Source organism: Shewanella sp. H8, from assembly GCF_040285065.1.
In the GTDB taxonomy this organism is placed as follows: domain Bacteria; phylum Pseudomonadota; class Gammaproteobacteria; order Enterobacterales; family Shewanellaceae; genus Shewanella; species Shewanella polaris.
The window spans coordinates 2,773,987-2,791,297 of sequence record NZ_CP157213.1 but is presented as its reverse complement, the minus strand read 5'-3'; the positions used below and the strand labels follow the sequence as shown (position 1 = coordinate 2,791,297).

The 17,311-nt window shown below is 41.0% G+C and carries 14 protein-coding genes; 11 read left to right on the top strand and 3 right to left on the bottom strand.

What is annotated here, in order from left to right; all coding sequences use genetic code 11:
• Positions 1-140: 140 nt before the first annotated feature.
• From ABIS04_RS12120 to purF, 7 genes are all read left to right on the top strand, one after another.
• Positions 141-1,157, top strand: coding sequence for an aspartate-semialdehyde dehydrogenase (locus ABIS04_RS12120; RefSeq protein ID WP_137226678.1), 1,017 nt, complete (start codon positions 141-143; stop codon positions 1,155-1,157).
• A gap of 289 nt (positions 1,158-1,446) precedes the next feature.
• Entirely contained in the window at positions 1,447-5,436 is a 3,990-nt protein-coding gene (locus tag ABIS04_RS12115; RefSeq protein ID WP_350431221.1) for a FimV/HubP family polar landmark protein, read from the top strand.
• 153 nt (positions 5,437-5,589) lie between these two features.
• On the top strand, positions 5,590-6,375 hold the full coding sequence (gene truA, locus ABIS04_RS12110; RefSeq protein ID WP_140234533.1) for a tRNA pseudouridine(38-40) synthase TruA: 786 nt from the start codon (positions 5,590-5,592) through the stop codon (positions 6,373-6,375).
• 110 nt (positions 6,376-6,485) lie between these two features.
• A complete protein-coding gene (gene folC, locus ABIS04_RS12105) occupies positions 6,486-7,745 on the top strand; it encodes a bifunctional tetrahydrofolate synthase/dihydrofolate synthase (RefSeq protein WP_167496017.1) in 1,260 nt (419 codons plus the stop codon).
• Positions 7,746-7,816: 71 nt separating this feature from the next.
• Positions 7,817-8,431 carry an SPOR domain-containing protein gene (locus ABIS04_RS12100; RefSeq protein ID WP_137226682.1) on the top strand — a complete coding sequence of 205 codons (615 nt, stop codon included), beginning with the start codon at positions 7,817-7,819 and terminating at the stop codon, positions 8,429-8,431.
• A 152-nt stretch (positions 8,432-8,583) separates the two neighbouring features.
• On the top strand, positions 8,584-9,072 hold the full coding sequence (locus ABIS04_RS12095) for a CvpA family protein (protein WP_137226683.1): 489 nt from the start codon (positions 8,584-8,586) through the stop codon (positions 9,070-9,072).
• Between the two features lie 32 nt (positions 9,073-9,104).
• The gene (purF, locus tag ABIS04_RS12090; protein WP_137226684.1) at positions 9,105-10,619 is read left to right on the top strand and encodes an amidophosphoribosyltransferase; all 1,515 of its coding nucleotides are present in this window, start codon (positions 9,105-9,107) and stop codon (positions 10,617-10,619) included.
• A gap of 197 nt (positions 10,620-10,816) precedes the next feature.
• Here purF and ABIS04_RS12085 read toward each other — a convergent pair whose 3' ends face one another.
• A complete protein-coding gene (locus ABIS04_RS12085) occupies positions 10,817-11,590 on the bottom strand; it encodes a tRNA (adenine(22)-N(1))-methyltransferase TrmK (protein ID WP_350431220.1) in 774 nt (257 codons plus the stop codon).
• 176 nt (positions 11,591-11,766) lie between these two features.
• Here ABIS04_RS12085 and ABIS04_RS12080 point away from each other — a divergent pair, with 176 nt between their 5' ends.
• Entirely contained in the window at positions 11,767-13,719 is a 1,953-nt protein-coding gene (locus tag ABIS04_RS12080) for a DNA topoisomerase III (RefSeq protein ID WP_350431219.1), read from the top strand.
• 258 nt (positions 13,720-13,977) lie between these two features.
• Here ABIS04_RS12080 and ABIS04_RS12075 read toward each other — a convergent pair whose 3' ends face one another.
• Complete coding sequence (locus ABIS04_RS12075; protein ID WP_350431218.1) at positions 13,978-14,886, bottom strand: haloalkane dehalogenase; 909 nt, start codon at positions 14,884-14,886, stop codon at positions 13,978-13,980.
• 87 nt (positions 14,887-14,973) lie between these two features.
• Positions 14,974-15,354 (bottom strand): hypothetical protein, encoded by a 381-nt coding sequence (locus tag ABIS04_RS12070; RefSeq protein ID WP_350431217.1) that lies wholly within the window; start codon positions 15,352-15,354, stop codon positions 14,974-14,976.
• Between the two features lie 183 nt (positions 15,355-15,537).
• On the opposite strand from ABIS04_RS12070, the gene ABIS04_RS12065 reads away from it, so the two are divergent.
• From ABIS04_RS12065 to ABIS04_RS12055, 3 genes are all read left to right on the top strand, one after another.
• On the top strand, positions 15,538-16,143 hold the full coding sequence (locus tag ABIS04_RS12065) for a TetR/AcrR family transcriptional regulator (RefSeq protein ID WP_350431216.1): 606 nt from the start codon (positions 15,538-15,540) through the stop codon (positions 16,141-16,143).
• A 206-nt stretch (positions 16,144-16,349) separates the two neighbouring features.
• The gene (locus ABIS04_RS12060) at positions 16,350-16,781 is read left to right on the top strand and encodes a hypothetical protein (RefSeq protein WP_350431215.1); all 432 of its coding nucleotides are present in this window, start codon (positions 16,350-16,352) and stop codon (positions 16,779-16,781) included.
• A gap of 97 nt (positions 16,782-16,878) precedes the next feature.
• Positions 16,879-17,247, top strand: a complete 369-nt coding sequence (locus ABIS04_RS12055) for an MmcQ/YjbR family DNA-binding protein (RefSeq protein ID WP_350431214.1) — start codon at positions 16,879-16,881, stop codon at positions 17,245-17,247.
• The last annotated feature ends 64 nt before the right edge of the window (positions 17,248-17,311 follow it).

Genomic DNA, 17,311 nt, shown 5'->3' with positions numbered 1-17,311 from the left:
GGGTAAAATTGAGTATTTTAAGCCTGTTGAGAAAAAATCACTTCAAAGCAGGCTTTTTTAGCATATTAACCCTAGTAAAGCATAAGCAATCTAAGGTAAATTGATTGTCCAAACTGGATAATCGGAGTCGAGCGTTAATTATGTCTCAGGAATTTAATGTAGTCGTTTTAGGTGCATCGGGCGCAGTGGGTCAAACTATGATTGAGATCCTCGAGCAGCGTAATTTCCCGGTTGCGAAGTTGTTTCCATTAGCGAGCAGTCGCAGTGCTGGCGAAACGGTCAGTTTTCATGGTAAACAAGTTGAAATTCTTGACGTAGAAACATTTGATTGGACTCAAGCGCAAATTGGTTTCTTCTCTGCTGGTGGTGACGTGTCTGCCAAATGGGCTCCAATTGCGGGTGAAGCCGGTTGTGTTGTTATCGATAATACGTCACATTTTAGATATGACGTAGACGTGCCTTTGGTGATACCTGAAGTTAACCCAGAAGCGATTGCTGATTTCCGTAATCGCAATATTATTGCTAACCCTAATTGTTCTACTATCCAAATGTTGGTTGCGTTAAAGCCTATTTATGACGCTTATGGCATTTCACGTATTAACGTGGCGACGTATCAATCTGTATCTGGTACGGGGAAAAAAGCCATTGAAGAGCTAGCGGGCCAATGTGCAAAATTATTGCAAGGTTTACCTTCAGAGCCATCAGTTTACCCAAAACAAATTGCATTTAATGTGTTGCCGCAAATTGATATGTTTATGGAAAATGGCTACACCAAAGAAGAAATGAAAATGGTGTGGGAAACCCAAAAGATATTTGGCGATGATGAAATAGTTGTTAATCCAACGGCTGTACGTGTACCTGTGTTTTATGGCCACTCAGAAGCAATACATATTGAAACTCGTCAACCTGTTGATGCTGAAGATGTTAAAGCTGTTTTACGTGATGCACCAGGTGTGGTGTTATTTGAAAGTGACGACGAATATCCAACAGTTGTGACCGATGCTGCGGGTAACGACCCTGTCTATGTTGGCCGTGTTCGTAAAGATATTTCGCATTCTCACGGTATAAATTTATGGGTTACTGCCGATAACATCCGTAAAGGTGCAGCATTAAACAGTGTTCAAATCGCAGAAATTTTGATTAGAGATTATTATTAATTACATTTTTTAAATGGGTAATGATATTAATCAATAACGCGATTTAGTTTAAAAAGCCTGCATTGAGCAGGCTTTTTTCGTTTTACAGACCCCAATAGTAGCAGGTCAGGTGAATCTAGTTTATAGTCGTAAACATATCATTTTTAACATCAATAATATTGTCATTGCCTGTAAAATGGGCTCAAGATGGATGTGATTAGATATAATTAACGACTTAATACTAACGATAAAAATTGCCTAAAGCCTGTTGCCAAGCTGGTAACTCAATAGCGCTAAAAGGGAAGGATTGATGACTTTGCGTACTTCATATATTTTGGGTTTGATTGCCTGCACTACTGTTGGTTTAACAAGTGTACAACTTGTTGAGTCTGCACAGGCAGAAACACTGAAGATTACTGGTCCAAATGGTGAGCTAAAACAACAAGTAAAACGCCAATATGGTCCAACTACAGTAAAAGATACCTTTTGGAGTATTGCACAAAAAGTCAGGCCTAATGACAAGGTCAGTGTTTATCAAGTAATGGCTGCATTATTTGATGCCAATCCACACGCATTTAGTGGTAATAATTACAATACATTAGAACGTGGGATGATATTATTAGTTCCCTCGGCAGATGTAATGGCTGCTATTCCCAATAATGTTGCTAAACGTCGTGCAGAGCAAGATGACCGCAGAGTTAGCAGAGCAACGCCACCTACTCAAGTGATTAGTCAACCAGCTCAACTGCCTAAAATTACCACACCAAAGAAACCGACTGCAGGCAAACCACTGCAAATAGTTCAGAAAACACCTGCCGTAGAGGTACAAACCAAAGTCATTAAAGAAGCTAATGATGTTGTGGTCAAGGAGCTTAATAGCGAATTAGATAAAGCCAATGCAAAAACGTTAATGCTGACAGATGAGCTGGCGCGCTCACAAGATGAATTAATGGTTAGCAACAATGATAATCAAGTGTTGAAAAACAAAATTGAACAAATGTCATTGAATATTTCGTCACTTGAAGAAGATTTACAGCTATTACGTGAGAAATATGAAGGTTTAACCTTAGAAAATGAAAACCTCGCTTATCAAGCTGAAAACGTCGAAACTCTTGTAGAAGAACCCACTGATTTTTGGCGCAGCTTAATGGATAACACCATTTTGTTAATCCTCGCCGCATCAATTCCGCTGCTTATGTTATTTGGCTTTATTTTCTGGTTACTCAGCCGCCGCAATAAAAAGACTCAACAGGCAGAAATAAAATCAGAAATTCAACCAGAACAACAATCGACTACTTCAACAGTTGATGATGACGCTGAAGATATTGTGGTTCATTTAGATTCGGATGATGAAGAGTCAATTGATGATTTATTGGATTTAGATAGCGTTGATTTACAGCCTGAAGCCCAAATGAGTAGTGATGCCGAGATGGATATGGCATCAGAGATGTTTATTAGTGAAAAAGAAATCGAAGATGATGAAGGCACTTCACTAGATGATTTATGGGCTGAGGCCATGGATGATCAAGATTCAGAACTTGAACCTCTAGAGGATGACGATGATCTAGACAGTTTATTGGATGGATTAGATGATCAACCCGCTGCAACCATAAGCTCTACTGCACCAGAAGATGATTTAGACAGTTTATTGGCAGATTTGGATGTTGATAGCAAAGATGATGTTGATGGAATAGATGCCTCTGCAGATGATGATATTGACTCATTGCTCGCCGAATTCGATATGCCGGCAGAATCAGCTGACACTATTGTTGATGAACCCGTTAAAGCCGATAGCTCAAGCGCAGAAGATGATATTGACTCATTGCTCGCTGAATTCGATATGCCGGCAGAATCAGCTGACACTATTGTTGATGAACCCGTTAAAGCCGATAGCTCAAGCGCAGAAGATGATATTGACTCATTGCTCGCTGAATTCGATATGCCAGCGGACTCAACTGATACTGTTGTCGATGAACCCGTTAAAGCCGATAGCTCAAGCGCAGAAGATGATATTGACTCATTGCTCGCTGAATTAGATATGCCAGCAGACTCAACTGATACTGTTGTCGATGAACCCATTAAAGCTGATAGCTCAAGCTCAGAAGATGATATTGACTCTTTGCTTGCCGAATTCGATATGCCGGCAGAATCAGCTGGTACTGTTGTCGATGAACCCGCTACAGCTGACGAGGCTGTTAAAGTTGATAACTCAAATGTGGATGATGATGTTGACTCATTGTTAGCCGAGTTTGATATGCCAGCAGGATATGATGAAGACATAGATGATGTTCTTGTGGGCTTGACCGCGACCAACGATGATAATGCTGATGACACAGAGCTTACGCCGGTAACGAGTGATTCCGTTGACAATGATGACGATATAGCCGCATTAATAGCTGCAGAGCTACAAGATGATGATGTCAATGACGACAAAAAAGATGATGAATCAAGTGATGAAGATATAGATGCATTATTGGCTAACTTAAATGAGCCTGTTATTGAGTCAATATTCGTAAAATCAAGTGATCATTCATCCAGTGATGAGCTTCAAAACACTGAGGATGATATAGCAGCACAAATTGAAGCTGAATTGAATGATGAAGATGCTATTGATGAAAGTGATACTAGCGACGAAGACATAGATGCGTTATTAGCGGATCTCAACCAGCCAGTGGTTGAACCTGAAACTAACGACTCTGACCGCGACTCAGTTCAAGCACAAATTGCTGAAGAATTAAATGATGAAGATGTTGCCCATGCTATTGATGACAATGATACTAGCGACGAAGACATAGATGCGTTATTAGCAGATCTCAACCAGCCTGTTGTTGAACCTGAAACTAACGACTTTGACCGCGACTCAGTACAAGCACAAATTGCTGCAGAATTAAATGATGAAGATGTTGCCGATACTAATGATGAAAGTGACACCAGCGACGAAGACATAGATGTGTTATTAGCGGATCTCAACCAGCCTGTTGTTGAACCTGAAACAAGCGACTCTGACCGCGACTCAGTACAAGCACAAATTGCTGCAGAATTAAATGATGAAGATGTTGCCGATACTATTGATGAAAGTGACACCAGCGACGAAGACATAGATGCGTTATTAGCGGATCTCAACCAGCCAGAGATCGAGCCAGAAACAAGCGACTCTGAGCAAGCACAAATTGCAGAAGATGCTGCCGATGCTATTGATGTCGATGACAGTGACACCAGTGATGAAGACATTGATGCATTATTAGCAGACCTTAACCAGACTGTGGTTGAGCCTGAAGTAACAGCTCAAGATATTGTCCCACAACAAGATTCAATCATTGCTGAGCCAGAAGAGGCTCCATTTGCTGAAGAATCAATATCAGATGATGATTCGCTTGATGACGATATGAATACGTTATTGGCAAGTTTTCAAGAAGATGATCAAGCTCCATCAACATCCGATCCCGAAACGGTTCTAGGGGGTGATGAGCCCATTAACGATGATGAGTTATTTGCTGAATTTGACGAATATCTTACTGATAACAATTTAACTCAAAAAGATGATATTGAAGTAGTTCAAGATGCAGAAGAAATACCAGAAACTATGGCATTTGAAGCCGATGATGGCCTTGATGCTTTACTGTCAAAAATGGATGATGATACTGCTTCGCCTACAGATCAACAAAAAACCAATAAAGATTCAGGCTTTTTTAATGACCTAAAATCAAGTAAACCTAAGCCTGAATTATTAGATTGGGAATCGGATTTACTTAATGCTGCACAATATGCAACAGAAGAGCAAAAAATCGATGAACCAGAGGTGAGTGATGATGATTTACTGGCGGCATTTTCACAGTCATTAAAAGATGACAATGATGATGACTTTACTTCTGAAGACGAATATATCCTTAGTGATGATAATTTAACCGTCGATGAAGCGTTGGCTGCATTGGATCAAAATGAGCAAAGTCAATCAGTTGAATCTAAAACCACTGATGATGACTTGATGCGTTTTGAGCGTGAAAATGGTTACATTGATATCGACAAACTATTAAATGACGCCGATGAGAATGACGATAAAACGGATCAATATAAAGATGTTAATATCGATATGGGATCAGCCAATTCGCTTATGGGCAATCCCGATATGGTCGATGTCGATGATGAAGAAAACTCTGTTAATGCCAAGCTCGATTTAGCTAGAGCCTATATTGAAATTGAAGATCAAGACAGTGCCAGAGCATTGTTAAAAGAAGTGCAAATGGACGGCAATGAACGACAGAAACTAGAGGCCAAAAGTTTACTGGAAAGCTTCAGTTAACTAGGTCTATTAGCTCAGTCAATTAATTGGAACAATTGATGCTACATAAGTAAAATATAAGCTTATGTTAACCATAGAAAAGCAAACGGCGCAGATACATGCGCCGTTTTTTTGTGGTAAACTGCGCGCGATTATTTACGAGGGGATATAGGCATGCGGGTCGCGTTAGGTGTTGAATATGATGGTAGTAGTTTTTATGGGTGGCAGCGCCAACTCGATGTCGATTCAGTGCAAGCCCAGATTGAAAAAGCCTTAAGTTTTGTGGCTAACGAACCTATAAAAGTATTATGTGCCGGACGGACTGATACGGGGGTGCATGGTACAGGGCAGGTGGTTCATTTTGACACCAATGTTCAGCGTCCAATAACGGCTTGGACCCAAGGTGTAAATGCTAATTTACCAGACAGCGTAGCGGTACGGTGGGCAAAAGAAGTCGATGATAGTTTTCATGCTCGATATAGTGCTACAGCAAGACGCTATCGCTACGTTATTTATAATCATAAACTGCGACCAGGCATTTTAAGTGCAGGTGTTAGTCATTATCACGGCGTTATTGATGAAACCTTGATGCATCAAGCTGCACAACTTTTAGTCGGCGAACATGACTTTACCACTTTTAGAGCTTTGCATTGCCAAGCTAATACTCCCATTCGAAACGTGCATCAAGTCAATGTGACTCGCCAAGGCATGTATGTGATGGTAGATATCCAAGCTAATGCATTTTTACATCATATGGTACGTAATATTGTCGGTTCACTGCTTCAAATTGGTTTAGGCAATCAACCTATTGAGTGGATAACACAACTCTTGGCAGTAAAAAATCGCAAACAAGCAGCAGCCACAGCTAAACCGAATGGCTTGTATTTGGTTGATGTGACTTACCCAGAGCACTTTCAATTACCTAAGTTAAGTCTCGGTCCCTTGTTTATGCTCGATTAAGATGCTTTGTATCGTATTTATTGAGATGCAAAATGAATGTTATGTTGTCGCAATGCCTTGTAAGGTTTGCCTAAGTCAAAGGGTAGTGAATTTTGTCAATCGAGTCTAAAATGACGGTACCCAATCAACAATCAAGTTTACATCAATGGCTTGATTATTTGCTGGCAATTCATCCTAGTGAAATTGATATGGGCCTAACGCGAGTTAGCGCCGTAGCCAAACGTATTGACGTGATCGATTTGGCTCCAGCTAAAGTGATTACCGTTGCGGGTACCAATGGCAAAGGTACTACCTGTGCAATGCTTGCCGCTATTTTACGCCAGGCCGACTTATCTGTTGGTGTTTACAGCTCACCTCATTTATTGCAGTACAATGAACGAGTACAGATTAATCAACAAGATGCCAGTGATGACTCTCTTATTGAGGCATTCAGTGCCATTGAAACGGCTCGAGGTGATATTTCATTAACCTTTTTTGAATATGCGACACTCGCAGGCTTATATTTGTTTAAAGCTGCTAAAGTCGATGTGATTATTCTTGAAGTGGGCTTAGGTGGTCGATTAGATGCCACCAATATTATTGACTCCACTGCCACTATTTTGACCTCTATCGATCTTGATCACCAAGAATATTTAGGTGATACCCGAGAACTGGTTGGCAGAGAAAAAGCCGGGATATTCCGCCCCAATTGTGTCGCTATTATTGGTGAACCAGACTTACCCATGAGCGTGACTGAATATGCGGATCAGACTCATACGTCTTTGTATCGTGTTGGTCATGAGTTTCATTACCATAAAGACCAGAATCAACCAGCATTATGGCACTTTGAATCAGCGCAACAGTCTTATACTGATTTAGCAGTGCCAAGGTTACCGCTCGCTAACGCTGCAAGCGTTGTCGCGTTGTTAAGTCATATTTGGCCACATATAAGCCAACAGCACATTAACCAAGGTTTACAACAAGCTCAACTTGCAGGGCGATTAGAACAGGTGAGTGAGCAACCATTAGTATTATTGGATGTCGCGCATAATCCGCATGCTGCAAGATATTTAGCGCAGCAATTGCAGGTCTATAAAGGTCGTCGTATTATTGCTTTATGTGGGATGCTTAAGGATAAAGACATTAAGTCGGTACTGGCCACATTGGCCGCACAAGTTAGTCATTGGAACATGGTGAGTTTAAATAATCCTCGCGGCGCATCAGCACAAGCATTGTGTCAAGCACTGCCTAATGACGATTGCCGTCAACATGTCAGCGAATTTACTGACATCAGTAGCGCATGGCAAGCAATACAAGCTACCGTAAATGCTAATGATGTGGTCATTGTATTTGGATCTTTTTATACTGTGGCAGGATTTAAATCTTTATAAACATTATTTATGTCAGACGTTGGTTGTACAAACCATCATTAACGTCATTTCGTTGAAAAAGGGAATTAGCTTTGAATCGTCAATTTCAAAATCGTTTGGTGGGCACCATTGTATTAGCAGCCTTAGGGGTGATTTTTTTACCTGATTTACTCGACGGAAAAAAAACACAGGTGGTCGAGGAATTCACTGAAATTCCTTTACGTCCAGTTCAGTCGAGTTCTTCAAATGGGGCCAAGTCGGGCAATACCGACGATTCAGTGGAAGAATTCCAAGTACTAACGATTGCTGAGCCACAAGATATTAGCAACGATATCGTGGCATTAGGCGAAGATAAACCCAAAAAAGAGGGTAGCCAAGTAGTTCAACAGTCCGCTTCAGCCATTTCGACAGTGAAAAAACCTGAGACACAAAATGCCAGTAAAACTAAATCTCCCGTTACCGCTGGTTTTACACTGCAGTTGGGCGGTTTTAATAATGTAACTAATGTGAAAGCTTTGATTATTCAGCTTAGAAAAGCAGGATTTAACGCTTATACACTGCCTAAAACCCCTGTTGAAGGTAAATTAACACGTGTGTTTGTTGGCCCAGAAGTGTCAGAAGAAAAACTTAAAGCTCGTCAACAACCTATATTAAAATTAACGGGGTTAAAAGGCAAAATCGTAGCCTATAATCCTCAAGAACAATAACCTGTTTAGACGGCAGTTTACGTGCGTGATAAATATTTACAATTTGATTGTTCTAAATCACGCAAGAATAATTTGTACAATCGGAGGTGAGAAACATCTCTGTCTCTGTTAGAATCCCGCCGTCTTGAACCCTATACCGGATCCCCATCTTTATGGTTTGGATTGATTACGCAATAATTATTGTCATTGGATTATCAACTATTATTAGTTTGATCCGTGGGTTTGCCAAAGAAGCCATGTCTCTTGTGGTTTGGTTTGCCGCTTTCTTTATCGCTAGCCAGTTTTATCTCGATCTTGCTGCTCATTTAACTCAAATGCAGGACGAGTTAGTCAGAAACGGTGTGGCGATTGCCATTCTTTTTATCATTACCCTGATCCTAGGGGCATTAGCTAATTATTTGTTAGGCCAGTTAGTCGATAAAACTGGTTTATCGGGCACAGACCGTGTTTTAGGCCTGTGTTTTGGAGCCATTCGTGGCGCGTTAATTGTTAGCGCATTACTGTTTTTTATGGATGCTTTTACGGCATTCCCTGACACTAAATGGTGGCAGGATTCTGTACTTGTACCTGAATTTGGCGTGGTTATTCAGTGGTTTTTTAACTATCTTGAAAACACCTCAAGCTTTGTACCCAAAATTTAACCTAAAACACTTTACAGTGAGGAACCTTACCCATGTGCGGTATCGTCGGAATAGTAGGAAAATCAACAGTTAATCAGACCATTTATGATGCACTAACTGTGCTTCAACATCGTGGTCAAGACGCAGCAGGTATTGTGACTGTTGACATGAATGCGTTTCGTTTACGTAAAGCAAACGGCTTAGTCAAAGACGTGTTTGAACCTAAACATATGCAGCGTTTACAAGGCAATGCCGGTATTGGACATGTTCGATATCCTACCGCTGGCAGCTCGAGTGCATCAGAGGCTCAACCGTTTTATGTTAATTCGCCATTTGGTATTTCGTTAGCCCATAATGGTAACTTGACCAATACGATTGAATTAGCAGATGTTTTGGTGACAAAGCGTCGTCATGTAAACACCACCTCTGACTCCGAAGTTTTGTTAAATCTGTTTGCCGATGAGTTGCAAGAAACGCGCAGCTTAACCTTAAGTGCAGACGAAGTATTTGATGCTGTAGCTAAAGTGCATGCACATATTCGTGGTGCTTATGCCGTGGTGGCAATGATCATAGGCCAAGGAATGGTGGCATTTCGCGATCCGTTTGGCATTCGTCCTTTGGTACTTGGTAAGCATGAAACACCAACCGGCACTGAATATATGGTGGCCTCAGAAAGTGTGGCTCTGGATGCTGTTGGGTTTGAAGTCATGCGCGATGTAGCACCTGGTGAGGCGATTTATATTTCACTTGATGGGCAGTTATTTACTCGTCAATGTGCTGTTAATCCAAGCCATGCTCCATGTATGTTTGAATTCGTGTATTTTGCACGTCCAGATTCTAGCATCGATAAAATCTCTGTTTATGCCAGTCGGGTAAATATGGGCGCTATGTTAGGCAAAAAGATTCAGAAACAATGGGAAGATCATGACATTGATGTTGTTATCCCTATCCCAGAAACCTCATGCGATATAGCGTTAGAAATTGCACGTTGTATGGAATTACCGTATCGCCAAGGGTTTGTTAAAAACCGTTATATCGGCCGTACCTTTATCATGCCCGGTCAGCAAGAACGTAAAAAGTCTGTGCGTCGTAAGCTAAACGCGATTAATACCGAATTTAAAGGTAAAAACGTGTTGTTAGTTGATGATTCGATCGTTCGTGGTACTACGTCTGAGCAAATCATTGAAATGGCACGTGAAGCAGGCGCAAAGAAAGTGTATTTTGCTTCAGCAGCACCTGAAATCCGTTTCCCGAACGTATATGGTATCGATATGCCAACGTCTAATGAGCTTATTGCCCATGGTCGTGATGCAGATGAAATTGCTAAAATCATTGGTGCTGACGGCATTATTTTCCAAGACTTAAGTGACTTAATTGAAGCGGTAAGAATGGAAAATCCTGAAATTAAACGTTTTGAAACATCAGTATTTGATGGTCATTATATTACTAATGACGTTGACCAAGCTTACTTGGATCATTTAACTCAATTACGTAATGACGATGCCAAAGCCAATCGCTCAAAAGACATCGGTACTAACTTAGAAATGCACAACGAGTGTCATCCATAAGTTAGCCTGATTGTTTGCCAATAAAAACCAGCATATTTTATGCTGGTTTTTTTATGCGCGAATTAAGAGCTTAGTCGCTTTGCGGCGAGATTCTATCCAAACCAAGTCTAAAAAGTCAGTGTAATGACTAGCAAATGATGCATTGATAATGGCTCTGGATTTTATCACCACGAAGCAAACTCGTAAGGTAGTCCGATCTAGCTCCTCAGTTTTATGCTTATTTGGCGATAATACTCAAGCGCCTGTGACGCTGCATTCGGATTGAATTTGTTTATCTTGCTGTAATGTTCTAGCGTTTTATGCAAATAACGTATGGCTAAATCTTGTTGGTGTGGATCGTTTGAATGCCATATTTTATCGCCAACAGGGCTAATTCTATTGTCATTGCTCATAGTTGGTCGGGTGTTGCGCTCATCCATGTTGTTATTAGTGTCGTTATTATTTAACTCATTAGTGTTTTTATGGGGTTTCTGACCACCATATCGGACATACAAAATTTCATAAAAACGACGGTTTTCTTCAATCAGTTTTTCGTCAATTAAATCACAATCAAGTTTAATAAGTTGTTGGCGTAGTTCATATTGGTGATGAACAGGACACAAGATAAAGTCGATATTGCGTGCAGAATGTTGTTGGCAAAGCGAATTAACCAACTCGATCATCAAATCTCCGCCAACACCCGCAATAATCACCAAAGGTGTTTGCGGGTGTTGCTCCAGTGGTATCGCTGATACGTCACTACAATGTACCTGCCATTGACGAGATGTTTGTTGCGGATAAAACCGCTCAAGTTTAGTGGTTAACTGTTGCATTAGTGCAGGCACAATATCGACAAAATGGATCATGTTAGCAGCTTGCTTATCTAGCAACGCAGCGCCAAGCAATCCATGGTCGCAACAACAATCCCAAATGTGACTGTAACCCTTGGGGAACATGTTATTGATATGTGTTAAGCGTTGGCCGAGTTTCATCTGTTTATCATGTTTAAGAGTGAAGCTGCGCATTGTAATGATTTGAGCAAAAAAGTGGATAATTATTTGGTATTTGCAGCTTGGCGTATTTAGCGCTAATCTATACTGTAAATTTATACAGTTAAGTGGCGTTATTAAGTTCATTCAGTTGAACGTTAGCGACCCAATAATGGATTATGATTCTATACATTGCTGAAAAACCGAGTTTGGGTCGCGCTATTGCTGATGTTCTGCCAAAGCCACATAAAAAAGGTGATGGTTTTATTACAGCTGCCAATGGTGATTGCGTGTCATGGTGTATTGGTCATTTACTAGAGCAAGCCGAGCCAGATGCTTATGATGATGCCTTTAAATCCTGGAAACTCGAACACCTTCCCATAGTGCCGCAAACGTGGAAATTACAGCCTAAACCTAAAACACGCAGTCAACTTACGGTGTTACGTAAACTGGTTAAACAAGCAACGTCGATCATTAATGCTGGCGATCCAGATCGTGAGGGGCAATTGCTGGTGGATGAAGTTATTGCCTATTTAGGCGTAAAAGGTGACAAGCTCAACCAAGTTCAGCGGCTATTAATCAGTGATTTAAATCCACAAGCCGTTAAACGAGCGCTAGGGCAGTTACGCAGTAATCGTGAGTTTATTCCTTTATCGACTTCAGCATTAGCTCGCAGCCGTGCTGATTGGCTGTATGGCATGAACATGACCCGTGCTTACACCATTCAAGGTCGTAAAGTGGGTTATCAAGGGGTGTTGTCAGTTGGCAGAGTTCAAACGCCTTTGTTGGGCTTAGTGGTACGCCGCGATGACGAGATTGCAGATTTTAAACCCAAGTCCTTTTATGAGGTGTTGGCACATTTAGTTACCGACCAACAACAAACCTTTAGTGCTAAGTGGCAACCTAGCGAAGCGTGTCAACCTTACATGGATGAAGACGGCCGAGTTTTAGCCAAAGGCTTAGCTGAAAATGTGGTTACTCGTATTAATGGACAATCAGGTGAAGTGACTAAGCTTGAAGCCAAAGATAAACGTCAACATCCACCATTGCCTTATAGTTTATCTGCACTGCAAATTGATGCAGCTAAACGTTTTGGCCTGTCTGCTAAAGAGGTACTGGACACCTGCCAAAGTTTATATGAGCGTCATAAGTTGATTACTTATCCGCGCTCAGACAGTCGCTATTTACCTAAAGAGCAACATGCTTTGGCACCAAAAGTATTGGATGCAGTACTCAAAGGCGCTGCAGCATTAGTTGATGGTTGCGACGCTCCTAATGCCAAGCTTAAATCTAAAGCGTGGGACGACAGTAAAGTGGACGCTCACCATGCCATTATACCTACAGAAAAAGTGGCTAATTTGTCTGCGCTATCAAGTCACGAGGCTAAGTTATATCAACATGTTGCGAGGCAATATTTAGCTCAGTTTTACCCTGCTTATATTTATGCTGAAACCGCAGTTGAAGTAACTATTGCCGGTGGTTTGTTTACCACTAAAGCTCGCCAAGATAAAACCCTAGGTTGGAAGCAATTGTTTAAACGGGCTGCCACAGCAAGCCAATCGAATAGCGAAGACAATAACGACGAAACTGTACAATCGTTACCACCACTGGTTAAAGGTCAAATACTCCAATGCGAACGCGGAGAATTATTAGAGAAAATGACTCAAGCGCCAAAGCATTTTACCGACGCGACTTTATTAGGTGCAATGACCGGAATTAGTCGATATGTAACGGACTGTGACATTAAAAAAATCCTTAAAGAAACCGATGGACTCGGCACTGAAGCGACTCGGGCAGGAATTATTGAACTGTTATTTAAGCGCGGTTATTTAGTTCGTCAAGGTAAATCAATTCTAGCCACCCCTGTCGGAAAGGGTTTGATCCGTAGCTTGCCAGAATCGGCAACTACCCCTGACATGACCGCATTGTGGGAAAACAGTTTGGATGCAATCAGTCAAAAGCGACTCAAGTATGATGCGTTTATGCAGCCTTTACTGAGTCAATTAGATAGTCTAATAACCCAAGCATCTAGCCAGTTACCTTCAGCATTACAAGGTGTATCAAGTAGTGCACCCAAGCGCAGCTTTAAAAAGCCATATAAAAAGCGTGCCAAGGCAAAAACAAAAAGTTAAGTTTTAAAGCTGAGTTTGATAACAAGCGAACGCTGCGCTTACGGATAAAAGCTAAAAAGTCTAGAAAATGGTCGTAACGCGGCGAGAGGCTTTACAAGTAGATCACTTGCCGATTAAATTTGACCTTTATGAATAGCTGGCAAGGTAAGCAATATCTTATTGACTGGTGCTCTGGTTTGCCAGCGTTATTAACATCTCGTCCCATCATTTAAGATGAGATTGTGAACAATACCGAGATGTAATCATAGAGGGAGTAACTTACTTATTTAAATTAAAATGTTTCAGTGCATTTTCAGCGACTTCAACGCCGTACTCTTGTACAAAGTGACCCGCTTCAGCTATTTTCATCGGCTCTGGGCAACCCTTGATGATTCCCTTTAATGCCATCATTACAGGTTCACCTAAAACCGCGTCTTTCATGCCGATTGCCATAAAACTGTCACCATCCCAAGTGTTAGACCAAAAATCGATAGCACGCAGTCCATATTTTACCGCGTCATCATTGGCATCTGTTGGGATCATCTGCGGGAAGCGTCTGACGCCAGTTTTATAACTGTTATCAGGAAAAGGCGCATCATAAGCGATAACATCCATCATATTTACCGCAGACCCCGCATCACAAGCAATCAGTCCGCCTACTGGAATTTCAGGTACCGCAGCAGAAAAGGCCATCCATTGTATAGCGGCTTCTGATAATGCTTGGCCATTACTGATCCCTGTGTTCATTACGATGAGTTTTTTAAATCGGTCTTGCATATCCATCGGGATAGTTAATCCTAGGAATCCCCCCCAGTCTTGACATACAAGAACGATGTTTTTCAGATCTAAGCGCTCAATCAAGCCTACTAAACTGTTTCGGTGAAATTCAAAGTTGTATGTATCGTCATCAACAGGTTTGTCTGAACGACCAAAACCAAATAAATCTGGGGCGATTACGCGATGTCCTGCTTGAGTAAATACTGGGATCATTTTGCGGTATAAATAGCTCCAGGTTGGCTCACCGTGTAAGCACAAAAATGTGTATTCAGCAGACTTATCACCTTCGTCGATATAAGCCATGCGTAAAGACTCAAAGCCGTCCAAATCATCAACATAATGAGGTTGAAAAGGGAAAGCGGGTAGCATAGCAAATCGTTGTTCTGGTGTTCTTAGTGCTTTAATAGTCATGTTATATCTCCGAAGGTTTGTTTGATAAGTTAAGTATTTTTTAGTTCGAAACTATCAGCTCGAGCAGTTATCTCGAGCTGATATTAATCAGTGGCTTCTACCTAAAAGTAGGGCATTAAAAGGTAATCCTGATACCCGTATACTGCCGATGATGTAAATAAAAGCCGTAATCAGATCCATGGCCGCAATGACGACAAATGCCTTAGGTGCCATACCCAATGAACCTGCGTAAGCGACAGCGGTAAAGCCGACTATTCTTACTAATCCTCCCCACACAATAATGGGTGCTCGTGTGTTGATATCCGACACCGCCCAAAGTAATGCGGCTCCCATGAGAATTAAAAATGCACCCAATACTACAGTAATAATCAAGGTGTCAGCCTGCGGATTAATTAGCGCTGGAATGATTATTCCTATAGCGATAGGAAAGTTAAATAGCGCCGTTAATTGGACAAACTTTTTAAACATGTTGGTTCTCACTTATGTCAATTTCACTTATATCAATCTCACTTATATAAATGCAATGTGTGGTGATCGGTATAGAATGTGTGAATTATGTATCGATCACTATATTATGTCAATACAGTAAATTGACATTTTGTAGTAACTACTACAAAATGGTAAAAATTCGACAATATAGTGGATGATTAATTGAAAGCGGGTAGAAAAAGAGCATTTGATAGAGATATCGCGTTAGATAAAGCCATGCGCTTATTTTGGGTGAATGGTTATTCTGCTACGTCGATTGCTAACCTTAGTACCGAACTTGGTATTAATACGCCGAGTTTATATGCCGCATTTGGCAATAAAGAAACTCTGTTTAAAGAAGTGCTTGAGCATTATATTGCTCAATATTCAGGGCCAAATTACTTACATTTAACTAAGACTTCTGAGGCAACACTAAAAAAAAGGTTGCAAGCGTGTTTCTATGGTTTGATCCATTTGTTCGCTAATAGTGACACTCCACGCGGCTGTTTATTGGTAAAAAGCGTCAATGAGTCTGATAGTGCAGCATTTCCTGAAGCCGCGCTGTTATATATGAAACAGCAAGGGCAGGAAACTAAACAGTTGTTAATGACGTTACTCGAGTCAGATATGAATCAAGCTAACAGTGCTCATAACCCAGATATTGAAACATTAGTCGATTACTTATTAGCGGTTAGCTATGGTCTGGCAGTTCAAGCCAAAGCAGGGCAATCGGAGGCGGCATTGAAATCGGTGTTTGATCATGCTTTATCAGCTATTCCTAATCACTAATCTTCATGCCTATTGTTTGCTAGGTTAGGAGAATACTAAATTGGCTTATCAGACTACATTAGTTGTTGTAGCAAGTGCCGTTAGGTTAAGACTTATATCACAGTTTCATTAAGCATATACCAGGCAGATGTTGACAATTTATAGCAATCACTACAATATATTAATTATGTAGTAATCACTATGAATTAAACCTAGGCAGATCATCTATGAATAGTACCTTTAACATAAAACAGTTCATTGTGGTGATGTTACTCACCAGCATTTGGATCAATATTGCTGAAGTAGCAAGAGCGATTTTGGTCGCATTTCCAATGATGGAAGCATTCTATGCTGGCAAGTTAGCCGTTGGCCCAATGGCGTTGAGTAATGCGCTGATATGGGGTGTGTGGGATACCATGCTCGCCAGCACATTGGTATTTGTCTATTGGCTATGCGCTCAAAGCTTTGGTCATAACGCTAAATCGATTGTGATATCGGCCACGGTGACGTGTATCGCAACCCTAGGTGTTTTTTGGGTCGGTTCTGTCAACTCAGGGTTAGGCACATGGCAGATGGCATATACTTTGGTGCCAATTGCATGGGTTGAAATGATTATCGGGGCATTTTTGGCGAGTAAACTCTACGCTCGTTATGCTTAATTTGTTAAAATTTCAGAACGGAATATTCATGTTGAGCTCAAGCTTATTGCAACTTCAGCTCAACTAAACTCCCGTCACGATAAGTAATAATGAACTTATGAATCACAGTGAATTTAATCAATTTTGTCAGTCCTTGCCTGCATCGTCTTACGTCATGCAATGGGGCGGTTCACACGTGTGGAAAGTGGCAGGTAAGGTATTCGCCATCGGCTTTACGGCTAAAAATGGTGATGCTGCATTCACATTCAAAACATCACCGCTCAATTTTGAATTTTTAAAACATAGTGATGGTTATTATCCTGCGCCTTATTTTGCCAGCCGCGGGATGAAGTGGATTCAACAAATTGAAACATCAGGTAGATTAGACGAAGAGATAACCTATTATTTAGCGGAATCTCATCGTATCGTCGCTTCCGGTTTGAGTAAGAAAAAACAAGCTGAACTGGGTTTACTGCAAAGTAAATAAGCTTAACAATGTTATTTTCTATTGGGTTTACATGGGGATATTTTAACGCTTAAATAGTCTTAAG

Coding starts and splice junctions, on each gene's coding strand:
- ABIS04_RS12070 (WP_350431217.1), bottom strand. CDS start 15,354: ATGTTTAAAAAGTTTGTCCAATTAACGGCGCTATTTAACTTTCCTATC.
- ABIS04_RS12080 (WP_350431219.1), top strand. CDS start 11,767: ATGATTCTATACATTGCTGAAAAACCGAGTTTGGGTCGCGCTATTGCT.
- ABIS04_RS12120 (WP_137226678.1), top strand. CDS start 141: ATGTCTCAGGAATTTAATGTAGTCGTTTTAGGTGCATCGGGCGCAGTG.
- ABIS04_RS12095 (WP_137226683.1), top strand. CDS start 8,584: ATGGTTTGGATTGATTACGCAATAATTATTGTCATTGGATTATCAACT.
- folC (WP_167496017.1), top strand. CDS start 6,486: ATGACGGTACCCAATCAACAATCAAGTTTACATCAATGGCTTGATTAT.
- truA (WP_140234533.1), top strand. CDS start 5,590: ATGCGGGTCGCGTTAGGTGTTGAATATGATGGTAGTAGTTTTTATGGG.
- ABIS04_RS12085 (WP_350431220.1), bottom strand. CDS start 11,590: ATGAAACTCGGCCAACGCTTAACACATATCAATAACATGTTCCCCAAG.
- ABIS04_RS12060 (WP_350431215.1), top strand. CDS start 16,350: ATGAATAGTACCTTTAACATAAAACAGTTCATTGTGGTGATGTTACTC.
- ABIS04_RS12115 (WP_350431221.1), top strand. CDS start 1,447: ATGACTTTGCGTACTTCATATATTTTGGGTTTGATTGCCTGCACTACT.
- ABIS04_RS12055 (WP_350431214.1), top strand. CDS start 16,879: ATGAATCACAGTGAATTTAATCAATTTTGTCAGTCCTTGCCTGCATCG.
- ABIS04_RS12075 (WP_350431218.1), bottom strand. CDS start 14,886: ATGACTATTAAAGCACTAAGAACACCAGAACAACGATTTGCTATGCTA.
- purF (WP_137226684.1), top strand. CDS start 9,105: ATGTGCGGTATCGTCGGAATAGTAGGAAAATCAACAGTTAATCAGACC.